Annotated in this window: 20 protein-coding genes and 1 riboswitch; of the genes, 8 read left to right on the top strand and 12 right to left on the bottom strand. The window is 67.4% G+C overall.

The window, feature by feature from the left end:
* Window positions 1–70: 70 nt before the first annotated feature.
* Window positions 71–2905 carry an excinuclease ABC subunit UvrA gene (gene uvrA, locus A9513_RS00700; protein WP_054906705.1) on the bottom strand — a complete coding sequence of 945 codons (2835 nt, stop codon included), beginning with the start codon at window positions 2903–2905 and terminating at the stop codon, window positions 71–73.
* A 213-nt stretch (window positions 2906–3118) separates the two neighbouring features.
* On the opposite strand from uvrA, the gene A9513_RS00695 reads away from it, so the two are divergent.
* The 3 genes from A9513_RS00695 (at window position 3119) to A9513_RS00685 (ending at window position 5388) form a co-directional block, all read left to right on the top strand.
* Window positions 3119–4507 (top strand): MFS transporter, encoded by a 1389-nt coding sequence (locus A9513_RS00695; RefSeq protein ID WP_024767075.1) that lies wholly within the window; start codon window positions 3119–3121, stop codon window positions 4505–4507.
* 18 nt (window positions 4508–4525) lie between these two features.
* Window positions 4526–5023, top strand: a complete 498-nt coding sequence (ssb, locus tag A9513_RS00690) for a single-stranded DNA-binding protein (protein ID WP_017521888.1) — start codon at window positions 4526–4528, stop codon at window positions 5021–5023.
* Window positions 5024–5199: 176 nt separating this feature from the next.
* Window positions 5200–5388, top strand: coding sequence for a hypothetical protein (locus A9513_RS00685; RefSeq protein WP_024767074.1), 189 nt, complete (start codon window positions 5200–5202; stop codon window positions 5386–5388).
* A 131-nt stretch (window positions 5389–5519) separates the two neighbouring features.
* Here the strand turns inward: A9513_RS00685 and A9513_RS00680 are convergent, their stop codons facing one another.
* From A9513_RS00680 to cobG, 7 genes are all read right to left on the bottom strand, one after another.
* A complete protein-coding gene (locus tag A9513_RS00680) occupies window positions 5520–7988 on the bottom strand; it encodes a TonB-dependent siderophore receptor (RefSeq protein WP_065083721.1) in 2469 nt (822 codons plus the stop codon).
* Between the two features lie 303 nt (window positions 7989–8291).
* On the bottom strand, window positions 8292–9260 hold the full coding sequence (locus A9513_RS00675; RefSeq protein WP_065083720.1) for a FecR domain-containing protein: 969 nt from the start codon (window positions 9258–9260) through the stop codon (window positions 8292–8294).
* Complete coding sequence (locus tag A9513_RS00670) at window positions 9257–9754, bottom strand: sigma-70 family RNA polymerase sigma factor (RefSeq protein WP_065083719.1); 498 nt, start codon at window positions 9752–9754, stop codon at window positions 9257–9259. The genes A9513_RS00675 and A9513_RS00670 overlap by 4 nt, the downstream gene beginning before the upstream one ends.
* 187 nt (window positions 9755–9941) lie before the next feature.
* Window positions 9942–11591, bottom strand: coding sequence for a precorrin-3B C(17)-methyltransferase (cobJ, locus tag A9513_RS00665; RefSeq protein ID WP_065083718.1), 1650 nt, complete (start codon window positions 11589–11591; stop codon window positions 9942–9944).
* On the bottom strand, window positions 11591–12331 hold the full coding sequence (locus tag A9513_RS00660) for a precorrin-2 C(20)-methyltransferase (protein ID WP_065083717.1): 741 nt from the start codon (window positions 12329–12331) through the stop codon (window positions 11591–11593). The genes cobJ and A9513_RS00660 overlap by 1 nt, the downstream gene beginning before the upstream one ends.
* Window positions 12331–12957: a precorrin-8X methylmutase gene (locus A9513_RS00655; protein WP_037011525.1), complete on the bottom strand. Its 627-nt coding sequence runs from the start codon at window positions 12955–12957 to the stop codon at window positions 12331–12333. The genes A9513_RS00660 and A9513_RS00655 overlap by 1 nt, the downstream gene beginning before the upstream one ends.
* Window positions 12950–14296, bottom strand: a complete 1347-nt coding sequence (gene cobG, locus A9513_RS00650) for a precorrin-3B synthase (protein WP_065083716.1) — start codon at window positions 14294–14296, stop codon at window positions 12950–12952. Before cobG ends, A9513_RS00655 begins: the two co-directional genes overlap by 8 nt.
* A gap of 85 nt (window positions 14297–14381) precedes the next feature.
* A riboswitch (cobalamin riboswitch) is annotated at window positions 14382–14622 on the bottom strand.
* 67 nt (window positions 14623–14689) lie between these two features.
* Here cobG and A9513_RS00645 point away from each other — a divergent pair.
* The 4 genes from A9513_RS00645 (at window position 14690) to A9513_RS00630 (ending at window position 18488) form a co-directional block, all read left to right on the top strand.
* Window positions 14690–15901 (top strand): bifunctional cobalt-precorrin-7 (C(5))-methyltransferase/cobalt-precorrin-6B (C(15))-methyltransferase, encoded by a 1212-nt coding sequence (locus tag A9513_RS00645; protein ID WP_065083715.1) that lies wholly within the window; start codon window positions 14690–14692, stop codon window positions 15899–15901.
* A 2-nt stretch (window positions 15902–15903) separates the two neighbouring features.
* Window positions 15904–17001, top strand: coding sequence for a cobalt-precorrin-5B (C(1))-methyltransferase (locus A9513_RS00640; protein ID WP_065083714.1), 1098 nt, complete (start codon window positions 15904–15906; stop codon window positions 16999–17001).
* Entirely contained in the window at window positions 16998–17726 is a 729-nt protein-coding gene (locus A9513_RS00635) for a cobalt-precorrin-6A reductase (RefSeq protein ID WP_024767462.1), read from the top strand. Before A9513_RS00640 ends, A9513_RS00635 begins: the two co-directional genes overlap by 4 nt.
* A gap of 138 nt (window positions 17727–17864) precedes the next feature.
* Entirely contained in the window at window positions 17865–18488 is a 624-nt protein-coding gene (locus A9513_RS00630; RefSeq protein ID WP_065083713.1) for a glutathione S-transferase family protein, read from the top strand.
* A gap of 82 nt (window positions 18489–18570) precedes the next feature.
* Here A9513_RS00630 and A9513_RS00625 read toward each other — a convergent pair whose 3' ends face one another.
* Complete coding sequence (locus A9513_RS00625; RefSeq protein WP_065083712.1) at window positions 18571–19230, bottom strand: VWA domain-containing protein; 660 nt, start codon at window positions 19228–19230, stop codon at window positions 18571–18573.
* Between the two features lie 2 nt (window positions 19231–19232).
* Window positions 19233–20240: an ATP-binding protein gene (locus A9513_RS00620; RefSeq protein ID WP_065083711.1), complete on the bottom strand. Its 1008-nt coding sequence runs from the start codon at window positions 20238–20240 to the stop codon at window positions 19233–19235.
* 580 nt (window positions 20241–20820) lie between these two features.
* Between A9513_RS00620 and A9513_RS00615 the strand changes: the two genes are divergently transcribed.
* On the top strand, window positions 20821–21918 hold the full coding sequence (locus tag A9513_RS00615; protein ID WP_065083710.1) for a 3-deoxy-7-phosphoheptulonate synthase: 1098 nt from the start codon (window positions 20821–20823) through the stop codon (window positions 21916–21918).
* A gap of 200 nt (window positions 21919–22118) precedes the next feature.
* On the opposite strand, the gene cobN is transcribed toward A9513_RS00615, so the two are convergent.
* Both cobN and A9513_RS00605 read right to left on the bottom strand, forming a co-directional pair.
* The gene (cobN, locus tag A9513_RS00610; protein ID WP_065083709.1) at window positions 22119–25850 is read right to left on the bottom strand and encodes a cobaltochelatase subunit CobN; all 3732 of its coding nucleotides are present in this window, start codon (window positions 25848–25850) and stop codon (window positions 22119–22121) included.
* A 111-nt stretch (window positions 25851–25961) separates the two neighbouring features.
* The coding region (locus A9513_RS00605) for a GTP-binding protein (RefSeq protein WP_176707205.1) at window positions 25962–26646 on the bottom strand (685 nt) is incomplete at its 5' end.

Raw genomic sequence — 26646 nt, 5'->3', positions numbered from 1 at the left:
CGCCCGCAATGGCCCAAGAAAAAGCCCCTGCGCCGATTGGCGACAGGGGCTTTTTTCATGTCGGTGCGGATCAGGCCCGATCACGCTCCAGCAGCGGCTTGAGGAAGTGCCCGGTGTGCGAGACCGCCAGCTCCGCAACCTGCTCCGGCGTGCCGGTGGCGATGATCTGGCCGCCCTTGGAGCCGCCCTCGGGGCCGAGGTCGACCAGCCAGTCGGCGGTCTTGATCACGTCCAGGTTGTGCTCGATCACCACCACGGTGTTGCCGTGGTCGCGCAGGCGATGCAGCACGTCCAGCAGTTGCTGGATATCCGCGAAGTGCAGGCCGGTGGTCGGCTCGTCGAGTATGTACAGCGTCTTGCCGGTATCGCGTTTAGACAGCTCGCGGGACAGCTTGACCCGCTGTGCCTCGCCGCCGGACAAGGTGGTCGCACTCTGCCCCAGCTTGATGTACGACAGGCCGACGTCCATCAGCGTCTGCAGCTTGCGGGCGATGGCGGGGACGGCGTCGAAGAACGCGCGGGCGTCCTCGATGGTCATGTCCAGCACCTCGGTGATGCTCTTGCCCTTGTAGCGGACTTCCAGCGTCTCGCGGTTGTAGCGCTTGCCCTTGCAGACGTCGCAGGGGACGTAGATATCGGGCAGGAAGTGCATCTCCACCTTGATCACGCCGTCGCCCTGGCAGGCCTCGCAGCGGCCCCCTTTGACGTTGAACGAGAAACGCCCCGGCCCATAGCCGCGCGAGCGGGCTTCCGGCACGCCGGCGAACAGCTCGCGGATCGGCGTGAACAGCCCGGTGTAGGTCGCCGGGTTGGAGCGCGGGGTGCGGCCGATCGGGCTCTGGTCGATGTCCACCACCTTGTCCAGGTGCTGCAGACCGTCGAACGAGTCGTAGGGCGCCACTTCCAGGGTGGTGGCGCCGTTGAGCGCGGTGGCGGTGATCGGGAACAGGGTGTTGTTGATCAGCGTCGACTTGCCCGAGCCGGAAACGCCGGTGATGCAGGTGAACAGGCCGACCGGGATTTCCAGGTTGACGTTCTGCAGGTTGTTGCCGCGCGCGCCCTTGAGCTTGAGCAACTGCTTCTTGTTGCGCGGGGTGCGTTCTGCGGGCACGACGATCTTGGTGCGGCCGGACAGATAGGCGCCGGTGACGGAGTCCGGATGGTCCATGACCTGCTGCGGTGTGCCCTCGGCGACGATCTGCCCGCCGTGTACGCCGGCACCCGGGCCGATGTCCACGACATAGTCGGCGAGGCGGATGGCGTCCTCGTCGTGCTCGACCACGATCACCGTGTTGCCCAGGTTGCGCAGGTGGGTGAGGGTGCCCAGCAGGCGCTCGTTGTCGCGCTGGTGCAGGCCGATGGAAGGTTCGTCGAGGATGTACATGACGCCCACCAGGCCGGCGCCGATCTGGCTGGCCAGGCGGATGCGCTGGGCCTCGCCGCCGGAGAGGGTGTCGGCGCTGCGGTCCAGGGTCAGGTAGTCGAGGCCGACGTTGACCAGGAACTGCAGGCGCTCGCGGATCTCCTTGAGAATCTTCGAGGCAATCTCGCCACGGCGACCGGTCAGGGTCAGGCTCTCTGCGTATTCACAGGCGGTGCCCACCGGCATCGAGGTGATCGCTGGCAGCGTCTTGTCGCCGACCCACACGTGGCGTGCTTCGCGGCGCAGGCGAGTGCCGTGGCAGTCCGGGCAGGGCTGGGTGCTGAGGAACTTGGCCAGTTCCTCGCGCACGGTGGCCGACTCGGTCTCGCGGTAGCGACGTTCCAGGTTCGGCAGGATGCCTTCGAATGGGTGCGCGCGCTTGACGATGTCGCCGCGGTCGTTGAGGTAGCGGAATTCGACGTTCTCGCGGCCCGAACCATTGAGGATGAACTTCTGGTGGTCCGGGTCGAGATCCTGGAAGGGCTCTTCCAGGCTGAAACCGAAGTGCCCGGCCAGGGAACCGAGCATCTGGAAGTAGTAGACGTTGCGCCGGTCCCAGCCGCGGATCGCGCCTTCGGCCAGGGTCAGTTCACCATTGACCACACGCCGCGCGTCGAAGAACTGCTTCACGCCCAGGCCATCGCAGGTCGGGCAGGCGCCGGCCGGGTTGTTGAAGGAGAACAGCTTGGGTTCCAGCTCGCTGATGGAGTGGCCGCAGATCGGGCAGGCGAAGCGGGCGGAGAAGATCATCTCTTCGCCTTCTTCATCATCCATCGGTGCGACTAGCGCGATGCCATCGGCCAGGTTGATCGCCGTCTCGAAGGACTCGGCCAGGCGCTGCTGCAAATCACCGCGTACCTTGAAGCGGTCGACCACGATGTCGATGGAGTGCTTGAGCTTCTTGTCCAGCTTCGGCACTTCGTCCAGCTCGTAGAGCTTGCCGTCGACGCGGGCGCGGACGAAACCCTGGGCACGCATCTCGTCGAACACCGCCAGGTGCTCGCCCTTGCGTTCGCGGATCACCGGTGCCAGCAACATCAGCTTGCGGCCTTCGGGCAGCGCCAGTACCTGGTCGACCATCTGGCTGACGGTCTGCGCTTCCAGCGGAATGTCATGGTCCGGGCAGCGCGGAATACCCACGCGCGCATAGAGCAGGCGCAGGTAGTCGTAGATCTCGGTGATGGTGCCGACGGTGGAGCGCGGGTTGTGGGAGGTGGACTTCTGCTCGATGGAGATCGCCGGCGACAGGCCTTCGATGGTGTCGACGTCGGGCTTTTCCATCATCGAGAGGAACTGCCGGGCATAGGCAGACAGGGATTCCACGTAACGGCGCTGGCCCTCGGCGTAGAGCGTGTCGAAAGCCAGGGAAGACTTGCCGGAACCGGACAGGCCGGTGATCACGATCAACTTGTCGCGCGGCAGGGTCAGGTCGATGTTCTTCAGGTTGTGGGTACGTGCCCCACGGATGAGGATCTTGTCCACTACGGCCTCGCTTGGCGGGCGAAAACAAATGAGTATACGGGGCGGGGTCGGCACGCGGCAAAGTGGCGCGTGTGTTCGCTTGGACTCCGGGGCTGCTAGAATGCGCGGCTATTTTTCGGCGTTGGCGACAACCGGCCCTGCAAGGCCTGGGTGGCGCGGCGCCACGGGGGCAATTCAGCGCACTCCCGTTTTTCGTCTTTCCATGAGGGGCCTATGCACGATTCCCACACTGAGCGCATGAGTGGCACCGAAACCCGCGCGGCCGCCGGCCTGTCCCTGGTCTTCGCGTTCCGCATGCTCGGCATGTTCATGGTCCTGCCGGTGCTCGCCACCTATGGCCAGGACCTGGCCGGCGCCACCCCGGCACTGATCGGCCTGGCCATCGGCGCCTACGGCCTGACCCAGGCGATCCTGCAGATCCCGCTGGGCACCTTGTCCGACCGCATCGGCCGCCGGCCGATCATCATCGTCGGCCTGCTGGTGTTCGCCGCCGGCGCCGCGCTGGCGGCCAACGCCGATTCCATCTGGGGCATCATCGCCGGCCGCGTCCTGCAGGGTGCCGGGGCGATTTCCGCGGCGGTGATGGCGATGCTTTCCGACCTCACCCGCGAGCAGCACCGCACCAAGGCCATGGCCATGATCGGCATGAGCATCGGCGTGTCCTTCGCCGTGGCGATGGTTGCCGGCCCCGTGCTGACCCACTGGTTCGGCCTGCACGGGCTGTTCTGGTTCACCGCCGGCATGGCCCTGGTGGGCATGCTGATCATCCTGTTCTTCGTGCCAACGCCTGACCACCGCATGCAGCATCGCGAGTCGAGCGTGGCCAAGCAGTCGCTGCTGCCGACCCTGAAGAACGGCGAACTGCTGCGCCTGGACGCCGGCATCCTGGTGCTGCACGCGATCCTCATGGCCAGCTTCGTCGCGCTGCCGCTGGCACTGGTCGAGCGCGCCGGGCTGCCCAAGGAAGAACACTGGTGGGTCTACCTGACCGCGCTGCTGGTGGGCTTCTTCGGCATGGTGCCGTTCATCATCTACGCCGAGAAGAAGCGCCAGATGAAGCGCGTACTGGCCGGCGCCGTGGCAACCCTGATGCTCTGCGAACTGTTCTTCTGGGAGTTCGGCAACAGCCTCAAGGAACTGGTGTTCGGCATCATCGTCTACTTCACCGCGTTCAACCTGCTGGAGGCCTCGCTGCCCTCGCTGGTGAGCAAGGTGTCGCCGGCCGGTGGCAAGGGCACGGCGATGGGCGTGTACTCCACCAGCCAGTTCCTCGGCGCCGCCGTGGGCGGCATCCTCGGCGGCTGGATGTACCAGCACGGCGGGCTCGACGGGGTGTTCATCGGCTGCGCGGTGCTGGCTGCCCTCTGGCTGGCGATTGCTGTTACCATGCGCGAACCGCCTTATGTAACGAGTATTCGCCTGCCTTTGTCCGACGAGGCCCTGCGCGATGCTTCGTTGGCTGAGCGTTTCAAGGCATTGCCCGGTGTGAGCGATGTGATGGTGGTCGCTGAAGAAGCGGCCGCTTATGTCAAAGTGGATTCCCAACAAGTGGATCGCACGTCCCTCGAGCGCCTCGCCGGTGCCGAGCAGGCGACGTGCTGAAGCCTTTAGGAGAGCGTCATGGCCCGTGGGGTTAACAAAGTCATTCTGGTAGGTAACGTCGGTGGCGATCCGGAAACCCGTTACATGCCCAACGGCAACGCGGTGACCAACGTCACCCTGGCCACCAGCGAGAGCTGGAAGGACAAGCAGACCGGCCAGCAGCAGGAGCGTACCGAGTGGCACCGCGTGGTGTTCTTCGGTCGCCTGGCGGAGATCGTCGCCGAGTACGTGCGCAAGGGCTCGCAGATCTACGTCGAAGGCAGCCTGCGCACTCGCAAGTGGCAGGGCCAGGACGGTCAGGACAAGTACACCACCGAGATCGTGGTCGACATCAACGGCAACATGCAGCTGCTCGGCGGCCGTCCGGGCGCCGGTGGTGACGATGCTCCGCGCGCTCCCCGCGAGCCGCAGCAGCGTCCGCAGCAGGCCCAGCGTCCTGCGCCGCAGCAGCAGTCCCAGCCCGCGCCGCAACCGGCTCCGGACTACGACAGCTTCGACGACGATATTCCGTTCTGATCCGAACGATTCGTCTCCCAAGAGCGCAGCCTTCGAGCTGCGCTTTTGCGTTTCTGGGACGCTCGTTTTGGCGAATGTTCGTAAAAGTCTTTCTCGGTGGCGACTATTTAATTAGCTAGCTAACTGAATGATTCTGGAGCTGCCTTGATGTACGGCAAAACCGGAGAAGAAAAGACATGAGCATTACAGTGACCGAGCGTGACGACGACCATAAATCCCGCGAGTTCCGCGCCCATGGAGGGCGTTGCTGGGATGTGTACCAGGAAGGCCTGCTGGTCGGCATCTTCCACAGCGAGAGCGAGGCGCAAGCCTATCGCGTCGCCCTGGAGTTGGAGACGCGCTACCGCCACGCGGCAGAGTTCTAGAAAGCAAAAAGCCCCGTGGCGACGGCCGCGCCACGGGGCGTGTGAGTCCTGAATCCCTACAAAAAACATCCGCGTGCGCAGGCAATGCGGAGGTTCTGGGGAAACCGCCCGGCGAACCGGGCGGCAGGCGATCAGAACTGGTAGTTCACCGTCGCGGTGACGTTGCGCTTCTCGCCGAAGTAGCAGAAGTCCAGGCTGTAGCAGGACGCGACGTAATCCTTGTCCAGCAGGTTGTTGGCGTTGAGGCTGACATCCAGGCCCTTCAGGCCGACGCGGGAAAGGTCGTAGCCGATGCGCGCATCCAGCAGGGTGTAGTCCGGCACGCGCAGGGTGTTTTCCTTGTCCGCCCAGGTCTCGCCGACGTAGCGGGCGCCGCCGCCGAGGCTCAGGCCATCCAGCGGGCCGGCGTTGAAGCCGTAGTCGGCCCACAGCGAGGCCATGTGCTTGGGCGCCTGGTTCGGGGTGTGGCCCTGGTTGCCGTCCAGCGACTTGGTGTAGGTGATGTCGGTGTAGGTGTAGCTGCCGAGCAGCTTGAGGTTGTCGGTGACCTGGGTGTGGGCTTCCAGCTCGAAGCCCTGGGAACGCACTTCGCCCACGGAGGTGTAGAAGTTGTCCTGCGGCTCCTTCGACGCGACGTTCTCCTGGGTGATGTGGAAGACCGATGCGGTGTACAGGCTGCGGCTGCCCTCGGGCTGGAACTTCAGGCCGGCTTCCCACTGCTTGCCCTCGGTCGGTTCCAGCGGTGTACCGGACTGGTCGGAGTAGGCGTTGGGGTTGAACGACTCGGAGTAGCTGATGTACGGCGCGATACCGTTGTCGAACAGGTACAGCGCGCCGAGGCGGCCGGTGAACTTCTTCCAGTCGTCGTCGGCCTTGCTGCCGGTGCTGCGATTCTTGTCCTCGACGGTCACCCAGTCCTCCCGCATGCCCAGCGAGAAGCGCCAGTTGTCGATGTCGATCAGGTCCTGCAGGTAGACGCCGGTCTGCTCGAGGCGACGGGTATGGTTGTCGTCGGGGTAGTAGCTGATGGCGTCGTTGCCGTAGTGCGGGTGGAAGGCGTCCAGCGGTTGCGCCGAGCCCGAGCGCCAGTCCACGGTGGTGCGACGCTTCTGGTAGTCCAGGCCCATCAGCAGGGTGTGCTTGGCGGCGCCGGTGTTGAACTCGGCCTGGGCCATGTTATCGATGATGTACGCCTGCAGGTGCTCGCTGGCGCCGGAGAAGTAGCGGTTCAGGGTGTTCTCGTCAGGCGCGGTCCAGCCGTACGCATAGACCTGGGAGAGGTCGACGTCGGAGTGCAGGTAGCGGAAGTTCTGCCGCGCGGTCCAGACGTCGTCGAAGCGGTGCTCCAGCTGGTAGCCGAACATGCGCTGCGTGCGGTCGAAGTCGTCCTTGCTCGGCTCGCCGTCGAAGAATTCGCGGGAGATCTTCTGGCCATTGTGGTGGAACAGCGCGCCATCCGCCGGCACGCCGCCGTGGTAGCCGCCGTTCGGGTCGTGCTGCAGGTAGCCCTGCAGGGTCAGCGTGGTGTCGTCGGTGAAGTCGATGGCCAGGGTCGGGGCGATGGCGTAGCGCTCTTCCTTGACGTGGTCGAACTGGGTGTCCGAACCCTTGCCCAGGCCGACCAGGCGGTAGGCGATGCGCTTCTCTTCATCCAGTGGGCCGCTGAAGTCGAAGCCCATTTCCTTCTGGCCCATGTTGCCGACGGTGCCGGTGATCTGGTGGTAATCCTCGTACAGCGGCTTCTTGCTGGTCAGCGCCACCAGCCCGCCCGGAAGACTGCGGCCGTAAAGCACCGAGGACGGGCCCTTGAGCACATCGATGCGCTCAAGGAAGTACGGGTCGATCTGCATCGAGCTGAAGGTGCCGCTGTCGCCCATGGCCTTCAGGCCGTCGAGGTAGATGTTGTCAACGCTGTTGTCGGCGAAGCCGCGCATGACGATGTAGTCGTAGCGGTTCGAGGCGCCGACCTGGCCGGTGAAGATACCGGGGGTGTAGCGGATCGCCTGCTGCACGGTCTTCGACGCGGTGTCGTCGATCTGCTCGCGGGTGATCACCGAGACGCTCTGGCTGGTTTCCAGCAGGGACTTGGAGGTCTTGGTGGCGATCTGGCTGTGGGTCGCCAGGTAGCCGTCTTCCTCGCCCAGTGCGTTGCCCAGGGCGAATACGTCGCTGGACGGCATGGCCAGCACGTCGGTCGGTGCGGCCGGGCGCAGCACGTAGTTGCCGTTGCCCTGGTCCACGGCCTCCAGCGGAGTGTCCGCCAGCAGGCGCCCGAGGCCCTGGTCCACCGAGTAGGTGCCGTTCAGCCCCGCCGAATTCAGCCCGCGTGTCTGCTCCGGGGTTGCCGACAGGGTGATCCCCGCTTCGCGGGCGAAGGCGTTCAGTACCTCGCCCAGCGGGCCGGCCGGGATGGCATAGGCGCGGCTGCTGGTGATGGCGGCGCCGTCTGCGGCGAAGGCGGTCAGCGGCAGGCTGGCGCCGAGGCTGGCGCCGAGGCTGGCGCCGAGGCTGGCGCACAGCAGCGCGCCACGCACGGCATGGGCCAGGCGGCTGGCGCGGGGCAGGGCGGGGGAGGCGGTCGGGGTGTGGACGGCTCGCATGGAGGGGCTTCCGTGGACAGGGGAATGATCGGGTTATTCCTCCTTGCCGACCGAGGCGGCGAAACCCGACAAAAATAATTCTCGATTGCGAAGAAATATTATTTTGCGGCGACCTTATCGGTGGCTTGGTTTAAGGCTCGGGCAAGGGCCCCTCTCCCTGAAGAGAGAGGGGACTGATCGGAGTGGGGGGATACGTCTTTGCTCGCCGGTGGGCGCAGTTCTTTCCGTTCGCACGGATAACTCCCTCCCCCTTCAGGGAAAGAGCGGGGGAGAGGGTGTTGGGCCGAGCGCCGATCTTCCCATTCAGCTCCGCGCGCTGACCGTCACCCACCAGTCGGTGCGCTTCTCCACTCGCACCGGCAGCGTCTGCGGCAGCAGGGCCAGCAGTTGATTGGTATCGTCCAGGCGGAATACGCCGGAGAGCCGCAAGTCGGCCACGCTTTCGTCGCAGTGCAGGTGGCCATGGCGATAGCGGCCGATCTCGGCGAGGAAGTCGGCCAGGCGCATGTCGCGGGTAACGATCAGCCCATCGGCCCAGGCGGCGCTGTCCATGTTGCTGCGTTCGGCCAGGAGGGCGCTGTCGCCGTTGATCTCGAAGGTCTGTCCGGGCTCGGCGATGGCAGTGGTCTGACCGCGCACGCGCGGAGCGATGGCCACCGAGCCTGCCTCGACGCTCAGGCGTGTGCTGCGCTCGTCCTGGCGCAGGACAAACCGCGTACCCAGCGCCTCGAACAGACCATCCCGGTTGCTCACCCGCAGTGGGCGTGAGGCGTCCTTGGCCGTGCTCAGCAGGATCTCGCCACGCTCCAGAAGCAGCAGGCGCTGGTTCGTATCGAAGCGCACATTCACCGCGCTGTCGGTGTTCAGTTGCAGCACGCTGCCATCGGTCAGGGTGAAGCGCTGGCGCTCGCCGACGGTTGTGCTGAAGTCCGCCATCCAGCGTTGCCAGGGCGCGACCTCGCGGGCCAGCCACAGCGCGGAGGCGCCGACGGCGAAGGTCGACAGCAGCTTGAGCGCCTGGCGCCGCTGCAGTCGCTGAGTGGAGCTTTCCAGGGTTTCCAGCGCCACCCGAGCACCGGGCACTGCCTGGTAGCTGGCCGCCAGTTCACTGTTCAGCGCCTGCACCCGCAGCCAGGCGGTTTCGTGTTCGGGATTGGCCTGGCGCCAGTGTTCGCAGGCGTTGCGCAGTTCGGCATCGGCATTGCCGTTCAGCCGCAGGGTCCACTGAATCGCCTGCTTCACCACCCGTGGATCGGGTGTGGCGCCATTCATTCGGCGTACCGCAGTTGGTAGCAGTGGAACAGTGCCTCGGCGATGTAGCGCTCCACCGAGCGCACGGAAACGCCCAGTTCCTCGGCGATCTGCGCATGCGGCATGCCTTCGCACTGGGCCAGCAGGAAGGCGCTGCGCACCCTGGGCTTGAGCCCATCGAGCAGGCGGGCGATGTTTTCCAGCAGTTGCAGGATGCTGTGCTGTGCCTCCGCCGAGGGGACTTGTGCCTCGGGCAGGTGCGCGACGGATTCGAGGTAGGCGCGCGCCAGTTCCTCGCGGCGCCAGTGATCGATCACCAGGCCTCGGGCCACGGTCCGCAGGAAGGCGCGCGGAGTGCGCAGCTCACTGCGCTCGGGCCGCAACAGCACGCGCACGAAGGTGTCCTGCGCCAGGTCGGCGGCATCGGCGGCATTGCCCAGCCGGCCGCGCAACCAGTTGTGCAGCCAGCCGTGATGGTCGCTGTAGAGCGACTGGACGTCGTAGGTGGAAGACATGGGCGCGCAAAACTGCAAATGATAATTTATCGCATTTTCAACAAGGCGATGGCCATTTGCAAGATATGTCTGAGGCTCCGGTGTTTCCTGTAGGAGCGAGCTTGCTCGCGAACTGCTCGGCACCGGAGCTGCCGGGAAATCTGTTCGCGAGCAAGCTCGCTCCTACAAATAGGCCTCGTGCCTTTCCTCAGCGATACCAGCGCGGCGTGTACACCCAGTCACCACCGCCGGCACGGGAGAAGCGTCGGGTCAGCGACGAGCCGATGATCACCAGGGTGCGCATGTCCACCATCTCCGGCTCGAGCTCGCCGAGGGTGACGACGCGCAGGGCTTCCGCCGGGCGGCCGATATCGCGGCCGAGCACCACCAGGGTTTCCGGCGTGCGGTGGCGGCGGACGATGTCCAGCGCGCGCCCCAACTGCCACGGTCGCGCCTTGGAGATCGGATTGTAGAAGGCCATGGCCAGGTCGGCGGCGCCGGCATGGTCGAGGCGCTTCTCGATGGTTTCCCAGGGCTTGAGGTTGTCCGACAGGGAAATCAGACAGAAATCGTGCCCCAGCGGCGCCCCGGCCTTGGCGGCGGCGGCCAGTGCGGCGGATACGCCCGGCAGCACCTCCAGCTCCACGCCATGCCAGTGCGGGTCTTCGCTCTCGTGCAGGGCTTCCATCACGGCGGCGGCCATGGCGAATACGCCGGGGTCGCCGGAGGAAATGACGACAACCCGGCGTCCGCTGGCGGCCAGTTCGAAAGCATGACGGGCGCGCTGCATTTCCTCGCGGTTGTCGGTGCAGTGGCGCACCTGGTCCTCGCGCAGCGGCTCGGCCATCTTTACGTAGGTTTCGTAGCCGAGCAGGTCCTGGGCTTCGTCCAGGGCGCGGCGCACGGCGGGGATCATGAAGTCGCTGGCGCCGGGGCCGAGGCCGATCACGCTGAGCTTGCCGCGTGGCTGGCCGATGCCGTGGGCTTCGACCGGCGTCGCGGCGCGGTGCAGGTGGAAGGAGTCGCCGTGCAGCACGGCCGGCGGCAGCTCGCTGTCGTTGCCGATGAAGCGCAGCGGCACGCCCAGCTCGCTGGCGGCCTCTGCCAGGGCCGGATCGGCCATGCGGCAGCGCGGGGCGATGACCGCCGCCAGCGATGCCTTTGCCAATCCGGCTTGCGCCAGGCCCTGGTGGATGCGCTCAGGCAGATGCGAATCCACCAGCGTGACATGAGCCAGCACGACGCGCGGGTGGATGCGCAGTTCGTTGTGTGCGATGCCATCGGCGCCCGCATCGATGCGCAAGGTATGCGCGGCGTCTTCGGCCAGCGGCAGGTTCAGCTTGTCCAGCCAGGGAGCGTCGCCTTCGATGCGCAGCGTGTCGCCGCCCAGCAGGTCGGAGACGAAGCGTTTGCCCTGTTCGATGTCCGCCAGCGCGTAGCCCTGCGGCGGATCGAGCAGGCAGGCGCCGAATCGCAACTCGCCGCTGGTGGTGATGGCTGGCGCCACTTCCAGTGCGGTGGCGATTTCGCGGGCGATGCGATTCACCCCGCCGAGTCCGCCGAGCAGCGGCACCACGGCGCTGCCGTCTTCGGCGACGGCCAGCACCGGCGGTTCGGCTCCCTTCTCCACGAGCAGCGGGGCAAGGGTACGGGTGACGATGCCAGCAGCGCACAGGGCGATGATCGGGGTGTCGTCGCGGTAGAGCTGGCGCAGGGTATCGCCGAAGTTCGCGTAGGACTCGTCGGCGCCTTCAACTCGGTCCTTCAGGCCCATCACGCGCGCCTGTGGATAAACCTTCTGCAGGCACCGGGCAGTGGCCAGTGCGCCCTGGCCGAGAATGACGATAGCGGTGCGCATCAGCCGTTCCACCGCTGGCCGGGGATGACGATCATCGAGAAGTAGGGCGACGCCATCGGGTCCACGTCATCCAGTGCGACGATGCGCTGCTCGCGCATGGTCGCGCGTTCGACGTAGTGCGCGCCGCCGTCGCGGCCCAGCTCGCGCAGCACGCGGCGGACCTTGTCGAAATTGCGGCCGAGCTTCATCACCACGGCCGCGTCGGCGTCGGCCAGGCGCCGCTTGAGCTCGTCTTCCGGCAACACGCCGGAGAGCACCGAGAGGCTCTGGTTGCGGTACACCAGTGGCACGCCGAGCACGGCCGCACTGCCGAGCATCGAGCAGACGCCGGGTACGACTTCGGTGTCATACCGATCCGAAAGGCGGTCGTGCAGGTACATGTACGAGCCGTAGAAAAAGGGATCGCCCTCGCAGATCACCGCGACGTCACGGCCGGCGTCCAGATGCTCGGCCACCTGGGCGGCGGCGGTGTGGTAGAAGTCGCTGATCACGCCTTCGTAGGTCAGCGGCGGTTCGAGCTTTTCGGTGGTCACCGGGTACACCAGCGGCAGACGCTGCTGAGTTTCCAGCAGGTGCTCCTCGATGATGGCGAAGGCATTGCCGCCCTGGCCTGCGTGGTGCTTGGCCTTGGCCACGAAGTAGCCGATCACCGGGGACGCGCGCAGCAGGCGCAGCGCCTTGAGGGTCAGCAGTTCCGGGTCGCCCGGGCCGACGCCCAGGCCGATCAGGCGGCCGGCCATCACTCCACCTCCGTGGCGAGTGCGTTCACCGCCGCGGCCGCCATCGCGCTGCCGCCACGACGACCGCGGACGATCACGTAGGGTACGCCACGGCTGTCGGCGGCCAGTGCATCCTTGGACTCCATGGCGCCGACGAAGCCCACCGGGAAGCCGAGGATCAGTGCCGGTTTCGGTGCGCCGGCGTCGAGCATTTCCAGCAGGTAGAAGAGGGCGGTCGGCGCGTTGCCGATCACCACCACGGCGCCTTCGAGGTGCTCGCGCCAGTGCTCCAGGGCCACCGCCGAGCGGGTGTTGCCCAGCTCGCGGGCGAGCGTCGGGACGTTCGGATCGTTGAGGGTGCAGATCACCTCGTTGTGTGCCGACAGGCGCGCGCGGGTGATGCCCTCGGCGACCATCCGCGCATCGCAGAGGATCGGCGCGCCCGCGGCCAGCGCCGCGCGGCCGATGGCACCGGCGCCTGCGGAGAAGCGCAGGTCCTGCACCACGTCGACCATGCCGCAGGCGTGGATCACGCGCACGGCCAGTTTCTCCAGGTCGGCCGGGATGCCGGTGAGGTCGGCTTCGGCGCGGATGGTGGCGAAGGATTGGCGATAGATCGCCTGGCCGTCGCGAATGTAATCAAGCATCGATGGAGTCTCCAGGTGCGGCCAGCAGGTCGCCGGCGGCATCGAGGGAAAGGTTGCGCGCCAGCGGCTGGCCGAAGCCGGCCACGCCATCGGCGCGACGGAACAGGTCATAGCGGCCGTCGGCGACGGCCAGCAGGGTGTAGGGGGCGACGTGGGCGGCGGCGCAGGAGCGTGGGCAGCCGCACAGATGCACGCCGGCTGGTGGCGCGTGGCGCAGGCGTTCGGCGAGGCGCAAGGCATCGGCCTTGGTATCGGCCAGCCCGCGCGCACAGCCGCTGGAGCCACTGCACGCGACGATGCGCGACAGCGGCTGCGCAGCGTCGATCACCAGGCCGAGGCCGCCCAGTGCGCCGAGTGCAACGGCGGCATCCACCTGGGCCACCTCCGGCAGGATCAGGCTTTGCCAGGGTGTCAGCCGCAGCTGCCCGCCACTGAAGCGCTCGGCGAGATCGGCGAGGCCGAACAGTGTGGCGCTGTCGAGGCGGCCGAGGACGAATCCCGCGCCGACCATGGTGCTTTCTGGCTGGCGCTGAGGCTGAATCCCGAGATGGCCGAAAGCCTGCGCTGCAGGGCGCCGCCAGTTATCCACAGCGGGTCCGAGTTGCAGCGCAAAGGGCAGGCGTTGCTGCAGGCGCTCCAGCAGCACTTCGTCGCCGAGCATTTCGCGCAGGTGGCGCATGCGCGTCTGGCCGTCGCCGGCGAGGTCGAGGAACAGCTGCAGCAAGGTTTCCACCAGCAGCGGCACCTGCTCGGCACTGACGGCGGCAAGGGCGGGGCGATCCGTCTCGTTGCGTGGCGGACAACCGGCCAGGCCGAAGGCGAACAGCGGTGCTGCGTCGTCAGACATCGCCGACAGCCAGAGATCGTTGGGGTGCTCCAGCATTGCCAGGGCTTCGCCACCGTCGAGCTGGATGCCGAACTTGGGCGACAGGCCATGGAAGCGCGGGGTGCGCTCCAGCAGGTCGAGCAGTTGGCGGGCCAGCGGAGCAGCGTCGAAAGCCGTGGCGGCGTCGAGGCCGAGCGCCGGGCTGACCAGCAGATTGCGCACATCATCCGACGCCAATTCACGCGGGCCGAGACCGGCGCTCAACAATTCATGGCTCAGCGCATTTTCAGCGCCAGCATGCACGCCGCGAATCTGCAGATTGGCGCGGTTGGTCGCTTCCAGCACGCCATCGGCATGGCGCTCGGCGGCCTGGGCAATGGCTCGCGCAGCGTGGGCGTCGAGCTGCCCACAGGGCAGCTTGATGCGGCAGATGCCGCCATCGCGGGAGGCCACGATGCGCAGCAGGCCGGGGCAGGCATGCGGGCGGACGGGCAGAGCGGATGTGTCTTGCACTGAGGTCACCAGGGCTGGGTCGCGGTGACCTGCGAATCCCCACAGGGGACTTCACGACACCGATACACCCCGCTCGATGTCTGCACACGCGACTGGTTTCGTCGGCAGGTCTCCTGGCTGGCAGGTCCTCATCCAGCGCGGCCTTCCCGGTTGCCCAGTGGCCTGGCCGGCGGCACGGAACGTTGTCCCGCGGCGCCGCATTGCGCGGACTCGCTGCTTACAGTTGCGGGGGCAGCCACGGCTTAACCGTGTTCCCTCTTCGGCTCCCGGAAACCTCACCGATAGGGGCGAAGCGTCCTACGAGCACCGACGAAGCGGGTATTATGCCTGCTTTGCCCGAAGGCAGGAAAAGCCTGCCCGTCGGATCGATCGTCGCACTCTCGAGGAATTTTCATGACGCCCTGGCTGACCATCGTCGGCATCGGCGAGGACGGTTACGCCGGCCTCGGCAAGGCCGCGCGCCGTGCCCTGCTCGCCGCCAGCGAAGTGATCGGCGCGCCGCGCCAGCTGGAGCTGCTGCCGCACTGCCTGCTCGCCAACCGCCAGGCCTGGCCGAGCCCGTTCAGCCTGGAGCCGGTGCTGCGCCGGCGCGGCGAGCCGACCTGCGTGCTGGCCAGCGGCGACCCGATGTGGTTCGGCGTCGGCGCAAGCCTGGCCCGCCAGGTTCCGGCCGAGGAAATGCGCGTGCTTTGCGCTCCGTCCTCCGCCTCGCTGGCTGCCGCGCGGATGGGCTGGGCATTGCAGGACTGCACGTTGCTGTCGCTGGTGGCGCGGCCATTGGCGGCGCTCAATGCGCAGATTCACGACGGTGTGAAGCTGTTGATCCTCAGCAATGACGGCGACAGTCCTGCGGCCGTTGCTGCGCTGTTGCGCGAGCGGGGGTTTGCTGCGAGCCGGCTCAGCGTGCTGGAGCACCTGGGCGGCGACCACGAACGACGCATCGATGGTCTGGCGAATGACTGGTCGCTGGCGCAGGCGGCTGCGCTGAATCTGCTGGCGGTGCAGTGCATCGCCGGTGAACACGCGCAGCGCCTGCCGCTCACGGTCGGCCTGCGCGACGATGACTATCGCCACGACGGTCAGTTGACCAAGCGCGATGTACGCGCCGTGACCCTGGCGCGGCTGGCGCCGAAACCGGGCGAGCTGCTCTGGGATGTCGGCGCCGGTTGCGGCTCCATCGGCATCGAATGGATGCGCGCACATCCGAGCTGCCGCACGCTGGCCATCGAAGCCAACGAAGGGCGCCAGGAGCACATCCGCTTCAATCGCGATGCCCTCGGCGTACCGGCGCTGCAACTGGTCTGCGGCGCCGCGCCGGAAGCACTGCAGGGGCTGGAGCGTCCGGATGCGATCTTCATCGGCGGCGGCGTGACTCTGCCCGGCGTATTCGACCAGTGCTGGGAGCAGCTCAAACCCGGCGGCCGCCTGGTGGCCAATGCCGTCACCCTGCAGAGCGAATCCATGCTGCTGAGCTGGCGCGCGCGCATCGGTGGCGAGCTGACCCGCCTGTCGGTGTCCCAGGCCCAGCCGCTGGGTGGCTTCGACACCTGGCGCGCGGCGCTGCCGATCACTTTGCTGGAAGTCTGGAAGCCGCTGGCCGAGTGAGCATGCGCGAAGAAACCCCGGAGCAGCCACGCCTGCTGCGCAGCGGCTACACCACCGGCAGTTGTGCTACGGCCACCAGCCTCGCGGCAGCACGCCTGCTGCTCACCGGTGAAGCGCTGGATGCCGCGCAGATCGCCCTGCCCAAGGCGCGTTGCGCGACCCTGCGCCTGGAGTTCTGCCGGCTTACTGCTGAAGGTGCCGAAGCCGGCACGCTGAAGGACGCCGGCGACGACCCGGACGTGACCCATGGCGCGCTGGTATTTGCCCGTGTCGTGCTGAGCGATGAGCCGGGTGTGCGTTTTCATGCCGGGGACGGTGTCGGCACGGTGACCAAACCCGGGCTGGTGCTGCCGGTGGGCGAGCCGGCGATCAACCCGGTGCCGCGGCAGATGATGCGTGACAACCTCGCCGCGCTGGCGGCCGAATGTGGCTATGCCGGCGGCTTCGAGGTGACGATCCATATCGAGGGCGGCGCCGAGCTGGCGCAGAAGACCATGAACCCGCGCCTGGGCATCCTCGGCGGTCTGTCGATTCTCGGCACCACCGGCATCGTCCGGCCGTTCTCCTGCTCGGCCTACATCGCCTCGATCCAGCAGGGTATCGACGTCGCCCGCGCCAACGGCTTCCGCCATCTTGCCGCCTGCACCGGCAACGCCAGCGAGGACGCCATGCGCCGCCGCTACGGTTTCGACGACACCGCGCTGATCGAGATGGGCGACTTCGCCGGCGCCGCGCTCAAGCACCTGCGCAAGGTGCCGGTGGAGCGCTTCAGCGTCTGCGGCGGCTTCGGCAAGATCAGCAAGCTCGCCGCCGGCCACATGGACCTGCACAGCCGGCATTCCAGCATCGACCTGCCGCAGTTGGCCGAGTGGGCGGCGGACATCGGTGCCTCGGCAGACTTGCAGCAGCGCATGCGCGAGGCCAACACCAGCCAGCAGGCGCTGGCGCTGTGCCGTGCCGAGGGCATCGCCCTGGGCGATGCGGTGTGCGCCCGCGCGCTGGCCTTCGCCCGGCGTATCGTGCCCCTTGAAGTAACGCTGGAAGTCTTCGCCATCGACCGCCAGGGCAACCTGGTGGGCGAGGCGCTGGAGGTGCGATGAAACGGGTCCTGCTGCTGGGCGGAATCGGTGAGGCGCTGGCTATCGCGCGACGGCTGGGACCGCAGCATCTCTACAGCCTGGCCGGCCTCGGCAAGGTGCCGGACGACCTCGCCTGCGAAGTGCGCGTGGGTGGCTACGGTGGCGCCGAAGGCCTGGCCGGATTCATCCGCGAACAGGGCTTCGACCTCCTGCTCGATGCGACCCATCCCTATGCTGCGCAGATCAGCGCCAACGCCGCCCGTGCTGCGGGGCTGGCCGGTGTGCCGTGCTGGGCGCTGCGGCGGCCCGGCTGGCAGTCGGGTGCTGGCGATGATTGGCGCGAGGTCGCCGATTGGCCTGGGTTGATCAGCGCACTGAAGGATTTTCGCCGTCCGCTGTTCACCCTGGGGCGTGAGCCGCTGGAGCACCTCGATGAAATTCCCGCCCACCAGCACTGGACGGTGCGCTGTCTGCAAAACCTCCCAGGTAATCCGCGCGCCGAAGTACTGGGCGCCCGCGGGCCGTTCACCCTGGAGGGCGAGCGCGAGCTGTTCGCGCGGTTGGGTACCGACGTGCTGATCAGCAAGAACAGCGGCAGCCAGGCCACCGAGCCGAAGCTGCAGGTCGCTCGCGAGCGGGGCGTGCCGGTACTGATTCTGGCGCGCCCGGCGTTGCCGCTCGTGGCGCGGGAGTTCGACAGCGTTGAGTCGCTGTGGGAGGCGCTGGAACGCCTGCTGGCGGAATGAGGGAACGCATCGAACGAGGAGCGTTCACAGCGTCGTCATGGTTCGCGAGCAGGCTCGCTCCTGCAGAACCGTCATGAAGCTTCTCCGGTGGCCGGCGCACCTCTATGCTGGGCCCCGGTTTTCACAGGGAGTGACACCATGCTGCGAATTCTCGGCCGCGCTTCATCGATCAATGTGCGCAAGGTGCTCTGGACCTGCGCCGAACTGAACCTGCCGTACGAACGGGAGGACTGGGGCTCGGGCTTTCGCTCCACGGCTTCGGCTGAGTTCATCGCACTCAACCCCAATGCCATGGTGCCGGTGCTTGTCGACGGCGACTTCGTGCTCTGGGAGTCCAATGCCATCTGCAGCTATCTCGCCAGCCAGTATCCGCTCGATGAACTGCTGCCCAACTCGCCTCGCGAACGCGCGCTGGTGGAGCAATGGATGGGGTGGCAGGCCACCGAACTGAACAATGCCTGGCGCTATGTATTCATGGCCCGTGTGCGCAACAGCCCCAGCCATACCGACGAATCCGCCGTCGCCCTGAGCGAGGCGCAGTGGAACCATTGCATGTCCCTGCTGGACCGGCAGCTGGAGCGCACCGGTGCCTTCGTCACCGGCGCCTGCTTCAGCCTTGCCGACGTCGTCCTTGGCCTGTCGGTGAACCGCTGGTACCTGACGCCCATGCAGCGCCCGGAACTGCCGGCCGTGGCGGCCTACTACGAACGGCTGAGCGAGCGGCCGGGGTTCCTGTTGCATGGGCGTAATGGGGAACCTTGAGATCAGCGGAAAATCGGTGCCAGGGGACGACCCCTAGCCCTCTCCCTCTGGAAGAGGGCTGGGGTGAGGGGCTCTCGGTAGCTCACGCAGGGAGTTCACCAATAGGCCGATACTCCGCGCCCAGCTCCTGCGCCAGTTTTTCTGCGCGACCAAGTCGCACCGCGCCACCCTCGATATCCACCAGCACAGTCGGGCAGCCCATCGGCTGCAATGCAGGCCAGTCGCGCAGGCGCCCATCGGTCAGGACCAGCAGACGCTGGCGTTCGGCGGGCTTCTGTCGCTGGCGCTTGTCCAGCCATTCGCGGGCTTGCTCAAGCGCTTCGATCAGTGGGGTGCCGCCGCCGGCTCCAAGTTGCTCCAGCCACACCTGAAGCTGACTCGATGCCTTCTGGCCCTGCCACAACCAGCGCGGCTGTGCGCCGGTGGCATGCAGCACGGCGAGACGCGCGCGTTGGCGATAGGCCTGCTCGAAGGTGTCGGCGAGCAGCCCCTTGGCCTGGGCGAGGGCGCCGTGGCGACGGGTGCTGGCTGAGGCGTCGACTATCACCAGCCAGAGTTCGGCGGGCTTGCGGCTGCGGGCGCGCAGCACCAGGTCGGCGCGGCGTTGCGGGCGGCCATTGCGCAGGGTCGCGGGCCAGTCGATGCGGCCCTGCGCGCCCGGCTGACGGGCGCCGCCGCGGCCGCCCGCAAGTTGGCCGGGTCGGGGGTTGGCATCCGCGCCTGGGGCCTGGCGCGGGCGGATGCTCAGGGCTTTTTTGGCCAGCCCGTCAACTGTCGGCGCTCGCCCATCGTGACGTTCTGGGCGGGGAGTTCACCCCATTGGCCTTCGCCGTTGGAGGCGTTGGACGGTGCTTGCGCCTGCCTGGACGAAGGTTGCTGCGGCGTTGCCGATTGCGCTGGTGCAGGGCGGCGACGATGGGCGAGGGCGAAGTGTTCCACCGCTTCGATGTCCTGCGCCTCGATGGCGTTGGCGCCGCGCCAGGCGGCGTGGGCACGGGCTGCGCGCAACCAGACCAGATCGGCGCGCAGGCCATCGACGCCAGCGGCGTGGCAGCGCTCGGCGATCTCGTTCAATGCAGCATCATCCAGCGCAATCGCGGCAAGGCCTTGCCGGGCATCGATACAGCGCTGTTGCAGCGCTTGCTGTGCGCCTTGCCACCGAATGAGGAAGGCCTGCGGATCGGCATCGAAGGCCAGTCGGCGGCGAACGATCTCGGCGCGCTCGGTCGGCGCCGGGGTGCCGTGCAGTTGTACCTTGAGGCCGAAGCGATCCAGCAGTTGCGGGCGCAACTCGCCTTCCTCGGGGTTCATGGTGCCGATCAGCACGAAGCGCGCGGGGTGACTATGGGACAGGCCGTCGCGCTCGATCAGGTTGATCCCGCTGGCAGCCACGTCGAGCAGCAGGTCGACGAGGTGGTCGGGCAGCAGGTTCACTTCATCGACATAGAGCACGCCGCCGTGGGCGTGGGCCAGCACGCCAGGGGAGAACTGCGCGCGACCTTCGCCCAGCGCCGCGTCCAGGTCGAGGGTGCCGACAATGCGTTCCTCGCTGGCGCCCAGCGGCAGGGTGACGAAGCGCCCGCCGTCCAGCAGATCGGCGACGCCGCGCGCCAGGGTGGACTTGGCCATCCCGCGTGGCCCTTCGATCAGCACGCCACCAATGGCGGGGTCGATGGCTGCCAGGCACAGGGCCAGCTTCAGCTCATCGGCGCCGACGACGGCGGCCAGGGGGAAGTGGGGAAGGGCGCTCATGGGGGATTCCTGCGGATTTCGTCCGTGCATGGTAGCGAACCGGGCGTAGGAGGTGCGACCAATGTCCATCAGAACGATAGAGCCAAGTCATTGATCGATGCGTCGCGATGCAGTAACTTGGCTCTACTTCCACGGAGAACATCATGCCGTCCAGCTTGCCCGTCCAGTCCCTCGCCCGCCTCGGTGCCATTGGCTCCGTGGTTGCTCGCGCGCAGGTCCTGGCCGCTGCTGCCGGTTATTTCTTCTATGGGTATTGGTTTAGCCAAAGGCGCGCCTGATACCCCACAGGCGCCCTAGCAAGCAGGGTCGCCAACCAGACAGTTTCCCAAAACCCCGGTCGGCAACCCGACCGGGGTTTTTGTTTTTCAAAGCCCACAAGGCCCAACGCATTGAAACGAGCGAAAACGCTCAGACAGAGGATCGAGACATGACCGCCTACACCACCGACTACCGCTATTACCGCAACTCCGACTGGCGATTTAGCAGCGCGCTGCGTGCCACCCAACGAGCCTTGCCACGAACACTTAGATAGAGCGCCGAGCGCGGAACGACCACCGCGCCGGCCAAGGATGCCAGTCAGATGAACGCTTCCACTTCCACCCTGATCCGCCAAGCACACGCAGCCACCGCCGAAGTCCTCGACCTGCCGCTGCCCTCCGCTCGCCGCCGCGAACAGCCGCTGCCGAGCCCCGCCGAACTGCGCCAGCACCTGCCGCTGTCCGCCGCCATGGCCCACCGTGTCCGCGAAGGCCGCGAGGCGATCCGCGCCGTACTCGATGGCCGCGACCCGCGCCTGCTGGTGGTGATCGGCCCCTGCTCGCTGCACGACCCTGTCTCCGCCCTCGAATATGCCGACCGCCTCGCCGAACTCGCACCGCAGGTGAGCGACCAGTTGCTGCTGGTGATGCGCGCCTACGTCGAGAAACCGCGCACCACCATCGGCTGGAAAGGCCTGGTCTACGACCCGCAGCTGGACGGCAGCGGCGACATGGCCGGCGGCCTGGAACTGTCGCGCCGGCTGATGCTGGGCATGCTCGAACGCGGCCTGCCGATCGCCACCGAACTGCTGCAACCCCTGGTGGCCGGCTACTTCGACGACCTGCTGGGCTGGGCCGCCATCGGCGCGCGCACCAGTGAATCCCAGGTGCACCGCGAGATGGTCAGCGGCCTCGACCTGCCGGTGGGCTTCAAGAACGGCACCGACGGCAGCATCGGCATCGCCACCGACGCCATGCGTTCGGCGTCGCACCCACACCAGCACTTCGGCATCGATGCGCTGGGCCGGCCTTCGCTGGTACAGACCCAGGGCAACCCGGACACCCATCTGGTGCTGCGCGGCGGCCACGCCGGGCCGAACTTCGATGCGGCCAGCGTGCAGCAGATTCGCCAGGGGCTGGAAAAGCTCGGCCTCGATCCGAGCATCATGGTCGATTGCAGCCACGCCAACAGCGGCAAGGACCCGCTGCGCCAGCCGGCGGTGCTGGCCAGCGTGCTCGACCAGCGCCTGGCCGGCGATGCCTCGCTGCGCGGCGTGATGCTGGAGAGCCATCTGTTCGACGGCTGCCAGCCGCTGTCCGGCGAGCTGCGCTACGGTGTCTCGATCACCGACGGCTGCCTGGGCTGGAGCGGTACCGAGGCGTTGTTGCTGAACGCGGCCGAGCGCCTGCGTCGCGGTTGAGGCTTTCCTGTAGGAGCGAGCTTGCTCGCGAACGAGTTTCCCGGCCGCTTCGAAGCTGGGCGGGTTCGCGAGCAAGCTCGCTCCTACAGGTCAATGCGCCACTCCGCACTTGTGTAGGAGGGGACTTCGTCCGCGATGGTATCCGGCGCGCGGTAATCCTATCGCGGACGGAGTCCGCCCCTACGCCAGCTGGGAATCCCTCACTGCTCTTCACTATCCACCAGCAGATTCTCCAGCGTCTCGCGGTACTCCCCCGGCTCCTCCCACAACCCGCGCTGCTGCGCCTCCACCAGGCGTTCGGCGATGTCGCGCAGGGCTTCGGGGTTGTGCTGGCGGATGAACTCGCGGGTGTCGTCGTCCAGCAGGTAGGCGTCGGCCAGCAGGCGGTACTGGTGGTCGTCGACCAGTTCGCTGGTGGCGTCGAAGGCGAACAGGTAGTCCACCGTCGCGGCCAGTTCGAAGGCGCCCTTGTAGCCGTGGCGCTTCATCCCGGCGATCCATTTCGGGTTCACCGCCCGGGAACGCACTACGCGGCCGAGTTCTTCCTTGAGGGTACGGATGCGCGGGTTGTCCGGCTGGCTGTGGTCGCCGTGGTAGCTGGAAAGTGATTGCCCCTGGATGACCTCGGCGGCGGCGAGCATGCCGCCCTGGAACTGGTAGTAATCGTTGGAATCGAGGATGTCGTGCTCGCGGTTGTCCTGGTTGTGCAGCACCGCCTGCAGGCCGGACAGGCGCTGGGCGAAGCGCTCGCGTGCCGGGGTGCCGTCGTCGCCGGCTCCGTAGGCGTAGCCGCCCCAATTCAGGTAGGCCTCGGCGAGGTCGGCGCGGCTGTCCCACTGGCGCGACTCGATCACGCCCTGCACGCCGGCACCGTACGCGCCGGGTTGCGCACCGAAGATGCGCCAGCCGGCCTGGCGGCGGGCTTCGTCGCTTTCCAGGCCCTCGCTCAGCAGGCGTGCCTGATCGGCACGCACCCGGGCGGCCAGCGGGTTCAGGTCGTCCGGCTCGTCCAGCGCGGCGACCGCCTGCACGGCGGCGTCGAACAGGCGGATCAGGTTGGCGAAGGCATCGCGGAAGAAGCCGGATACCCGCAGCGTCACGTCCACCCGTGGGCGGTCGAGCAGGCTGATCGGCAGGATCTCGAAATCCTCCACGCGCTGGCTGCCGGCCTGCCACACCGGGCGCACGCCGAGCAGCGCGAGCGCCTGGGCGATATCGTCGCCGCCGGTGCGCATGGTCGCCGTGCCCCACACCGACAGGCCGAGCTGGCGCAGGTGGTCACCGTGGTCCTGCAGGTGGCGTTCGAGCAGGCGGCTGGCCGACTGGAAGCCGAGGCGGAAGGCGGTGGGCGTGGGCAGGTTGCGCACGTCCACGGTGAAGAAGTTGCGCCCGGTGGGCAGCACGTCGACCCGCCCACGACTGGGCGCGCCGCTGGGGCCGGGCGGGACGAAGCGGCCGGCAAGGCCGGCGAGCAGATGGCCGATCTCGCTGGCGCCGCAGGCGTCGAGGGTTGGCGCGATCTGCTGGTGCAGTTGCGCGAGGACCGCCGTGCTCGAGCTTCCGGGAGCGCTGGCGGAACCATCGCTCAGGCGCAGGGCGAACAGCTCCAGGCGCTCGCGGGTGTCGCCGTTGCTGCGCCAGGGTTCGTCGCTGACGGCGGTCAGCACATCAGGGCGCGGACCTTCCCACGGCTCGGCGAAAGCTTCGTCCAGCGGATCGCGGCCAAGCTTCAGGTCTTCGCTCAGCGCCCGCAGCAGGCTGGCGTTGCCGCCGCGTCCGTCGCCCCGTGGAATGCGCACCAGCGACAGCAGTGTGTCACGGCGCAGTTCGCCCACCGGCGATTCGCCGAACACATGCAGGCCATCGCGAATCTGTGATTCCTTGAGGTCGCACAGGTAGGCGTCCAACTGCGGCAACCAGCTTTCCGCATCGTCGCTCAACTGCAAGCCCAGCTCGCGGTCCAGCGCGGTGTCGCGCACCAGCGTGAGGATGTCGCCGCGCAGTTCAGTGGCGCGGCGCGGGTCGAGCAGCGAGGCGTCGTAGTATTCGTCGGCCAGCCGTTCGAGGTCGCGCAGCGGGCCGTAGTTTTCCGCGCGGGTCAGTGGCGGCATCAGGTGGTCGATGATCACCGCCTGGGCGCGGCGCTTGGCCTGCGCGCCTTCGCCGGGGTCGTTGACGATGAAGGGGTAGAGGTTGGGGAGCGGGCCGAGGATCGCGTCCGGCCAGCACTCTTCCGAGAGCCCGACGCCCTTGCCCGGCAGCCATTCCAGGTTGCCGTGCTTGCCGACATGAACCACCGCGTCGACGCCGAACACCTCGCGCAGCCAGAAGTAGAAGGCGAGGTAGCCGTGGGGTGGCACCAGTGACGGGTCGTGGTAGATCGCCGCCGCATCGAGCTGGTAACCGCGCGCTGGCTGGATGCCGACGAAGCCCAGGCCGAAGCGCAGCCCGGCGACCATCATCCGGCCGTTGCGGAACATCGGGTCCTGCTGTGGCTCGCCCCAGCGCTCGCGCACGGCTTGCTGGTTGGCCTCGGGCAGGCGCGCGAAGCAGGCGAGGTAGTCGTCCAGCGCCAGGCTCTGCGCGCAGGGGCGCAGGTCGAGGCTGTCGAGGTCGTTGCTGACGCCGCCGAGCAGTTGCTGGATCAGCGCCGTGCCGGAATCGGGCAGGCCGGCGACCGGATAACCCTGGGCTTCCAGCGCGCGAAGGATATTCAGCGCGGCGGCTGGGGTGTCCAGGCCCACGCCATTGCCGATCCGCCCGTCGCGGGTTGGGTAGTTCGCCAGGATCAGCGCCACGCGCTTGTCGGCGTTGGCCTTGCGCGCCAGAAGCATCCAGCGCCGCGCCAGTTCGGCGACGAAATCCATGCCCGGCCGGTGCGGCAGGTAGCAGACCACATCGCTCTGGCTGCGCTCGCTGCGCCAGGCCAGGCCCTTGAAGCTGATCGGCCGGGTGATGAGGCGGCCATCCAGCTCCGGCAGCGCGATGTGCATGGCCAGGTCGCGCGGGCCTAGACCCTGCGGGTTGGCGCGCCAGAGGTCGAGGTTGTCCAGTGAGCAGATGGCTTGCAGCACCGGCACGTCGCGGCGGAACGGTCGGTCCTGCGGCGCTTCCGGGTTCGACTGGGCGAAGCCCGTGGTATTGATGATCAGTTCGGCGTCGGCGCTATCGAGCAGGTTTTCCACCGCTTCCAGGCACGCAGCTTCCTTGAGGCTGGCGACGGCGATGGGTAGCGGATTGATGCCGTGGGCCTGCAGGTGCTCGCAGAAGGTATCGATGAAGCCGGTATTCGCCGCCTGCAGGTGCGTGCGATAGAACAGCAAGGCGGCCACCGGGCACTCCGGGTGCCAGTCGGCCTGCCAGCGGGCGAGGTCGCAACTGCCGGTCTGCGGGTGATACAGCGCGACGCGCGGCAGCGTCTGCGGCTCGCTCCACGGGTAGTCGCGTTGCAGATGGCGCGTGGCGAGGCAGGCGAAGAACTGCCGGGCATTGTCCAGGCCGCCCTGGCGCAGGTACTGCCAGAGGCGCTCGGCGTCCTGCGGTGCAACGCTGCAGAGCGCGGCCAATTCGGGGTCGGGCTTGTCGTCGCCGGGTACCGCGATCAGCGTGACGCCGCGTTCGGCCAATGCCGCCAGTTGCTCCATGCCGTAGCGCCAGTAGCCGACGCCGCCGTGTACCGAGATCAGGATGACCTTGGCGTGCTGCAACACCACGTCGACGTAGAGGTCCACCGAGGCGTGGTTCTGCAGTTGCATGGGGTTGGCCAGGCGCAGGCTCGGGTAATCCTCCGGCAGCTCGCGGGCGGCCTCGGCGAGCAGCGCCAGGTGCGAATCGCCGCTGCAGAGAATCACCAGCTCGGCGGGCGTCTGGGCCAGGTCGGCGATGCCGTCGTCGGGGACGAAGCCGCCGGGTTGGGTGCGCAGCAGGTGCATGGGCTTGCTCGATAGATTGCTTTTGTAGGACCGAGGGGGACGCCTAGTCCTTGCTCGCGAACCATGCCCCGCTGCGGAGGTTTGTTCGCGAGCAAGCTCGCTTCTACATGATCAAGAGAGGGCGCTGCGCAGCTCGTTGGCGATGGTCGCCTGGTCCAGCTCCTGGCCGATCACCACCAGGCGCGTGCCGCGGGTTTCATCGCTGCGCCAGGCGCGGTCGAAGTGCTTGTCGAAGCGCTTGCCGACGCCCTGCACCAGCAGGCGCATGGGCTTGCCGGGGATGGCGACGAAGCCCTTGATGCGCAGCACGGCGTGACGTTCGACCAGTGCGTTCAGTGCATCGAGCAGGGCGCGCTCTTCCACTTCCGGCAGATCGACGTGGAAGGAGTCGAACTCGTCGTGGTCATGATCTTCATGGCCCTCGTGGTCATGATGCGTCGGGCGGCTGTCGATGTGCAGCTCGGCCTCGGCGTTCAGCCCCAGCAGCACGGAGAGCGGCAACTGGCCGGAGTTGGCTTCGACGATCTTCACCGCCGGCGGCAGTTCCTCGGCGACTTCGGCGCGGACGCGGGCCAGCGCTTCGGCGTCCAGCAGGTCGGCCTTGTTCAGCACCACCAGGTCGGCGCTGGCCAGCTGGTCTTCGAAGAGTTCATGCAGCGGCGATTCGTGGTCCAGGTTCGGGTCCTGCTGGCGCTGCTCGTCGACCTGCTCGGGATGGGCGGCAAAGGTGCCGGCGGCCACGGCCGGGCTGTCGACCACGGTGATCACCGCGTCAACGGTGCAGKCGGAAGAGCAC

Source organism: Pseudomonas sp. AU12215 (assembly GCF_001675465.2).
GTDB lineage: Bacteria > Pseudomonadota > Gammaproteobacteria > Pseudomonadales > Pseudomonadaceae > Pseudomonas > Pseudomonas nitroreducens.
This window is presented reverse-complemented; position numbering and strand designations above follow the sequence as displayed.

Bases quoted from the DNA above. Each gene is read 5' to 3' on its own strand.
- A9513_RS00695 (WP_024767075.1), top strand. From the start codon at position 3,119: ATGCACGATTCCCACACTGAGCGCATGAGTGGCACCGAAACCCGCGCG.
- ssb (WP_017521888.1), top strand. From the start codon at position 4,526: ATGGCCCGTGGGGTTAACAAAGTCATTCTGGTAGGTAACGTCGGTGGC.
- A9513_RS00685 (WP_024767074.1), top strand. From the start codon at position 5,200: ATGAGCATTACAGTGACCGAGCGTGACGACGACCATAAATCCCGCGAG.
- A9513_RS00680 (WP_065083721.1), bottom strand. From the start codon at position 7,988: ATGCGAGCCGTCCACACCCCGACCGCCTCCCCCGCCCTGCCCCGCGCC.
- A9513_RS00675 (WP_065083720.1), bottom strand. From the start codon at position 9,260: ATGAATGGCGCCACACCCGATCCACGGGTGGTGAAGCAGGCGATTCAG.
- A9513_RS00670 (WP_065083719.1), bottom strand. From the start codon at position 9,754: ATGTCTTCCACCTACGACGTCCAGTCGCTCTACAGCGACCATCACGGC.
- cobJ (WP_065083718.1), bottom strand. From the start codon at position 11,591: ATGCGCACCGCTATCGTCATTCTCGGCCAGGGCGCACTGGCCACTGCC.
- A9513_RS00660 (WP_065083717.1), bottom strand. From the start codon at position 12,331: ATGGCCGGCCGCCTGATCGGCCTGGGCGTCGGCCCGGGCGACCCGGAA.
- A9513_RS00655 (WP_037011525.1), bottom strand. From the start codon at position 12,957: ATGCTTGATTACATTCGCGACGGCCAGGCGATCTATCGCCAATCCTTC.
- A9513_RS00645 (WP_065083715.1), top strand. From the start codon at position 14,690: ATGACGCCCTGGCTGACCATCGTCGGCATCGGCGAGGACGGTTACGCC.
- A9513_RS00640 (WP_065083714.1), top strand. From the start codon at position 15,904: ATGCGCGAAGAAACCCCGGAGCAGCCACGCCTGCTGCGCAGCGGCTAC.
- A9513_RS00635 (WP_024767462.1), top strand. From the start codon at position 16,998: ATGAAACGGGTCCTGCTGCTGGGCGGAATCGGTGAGGCGCTGGCTATC.
- A9513_RS00630 (WP_065083713.1), top strand. From the start codon at position 17,865: ATGCTGCGAATTCTCGGCCGCGCTTCATCGATCAATGTGCGCAAGGTG.
- A9513_RS00620 (WP_065083711.1), bottom strand. From the start codon at position 20,240: ATGAGCGCCCTTCCCCACTTCCCCCTGGCCGCCGTCGTCGGCGCCGAT.
- A9513_RS00615 (WP_065083710.1), top strand. From the start codon at position 20,821: ATGAACGCTTCCACTTCCACCCTGATCCGCCAAGCACACGCAGCCACC.
- cobN (WP_065083709.1), bottom strand. From the start codon at position 25,850: ATGCACCTGCTGCGCACCCAACCCGGCGGCTTCGTCCCCGACGACGGC.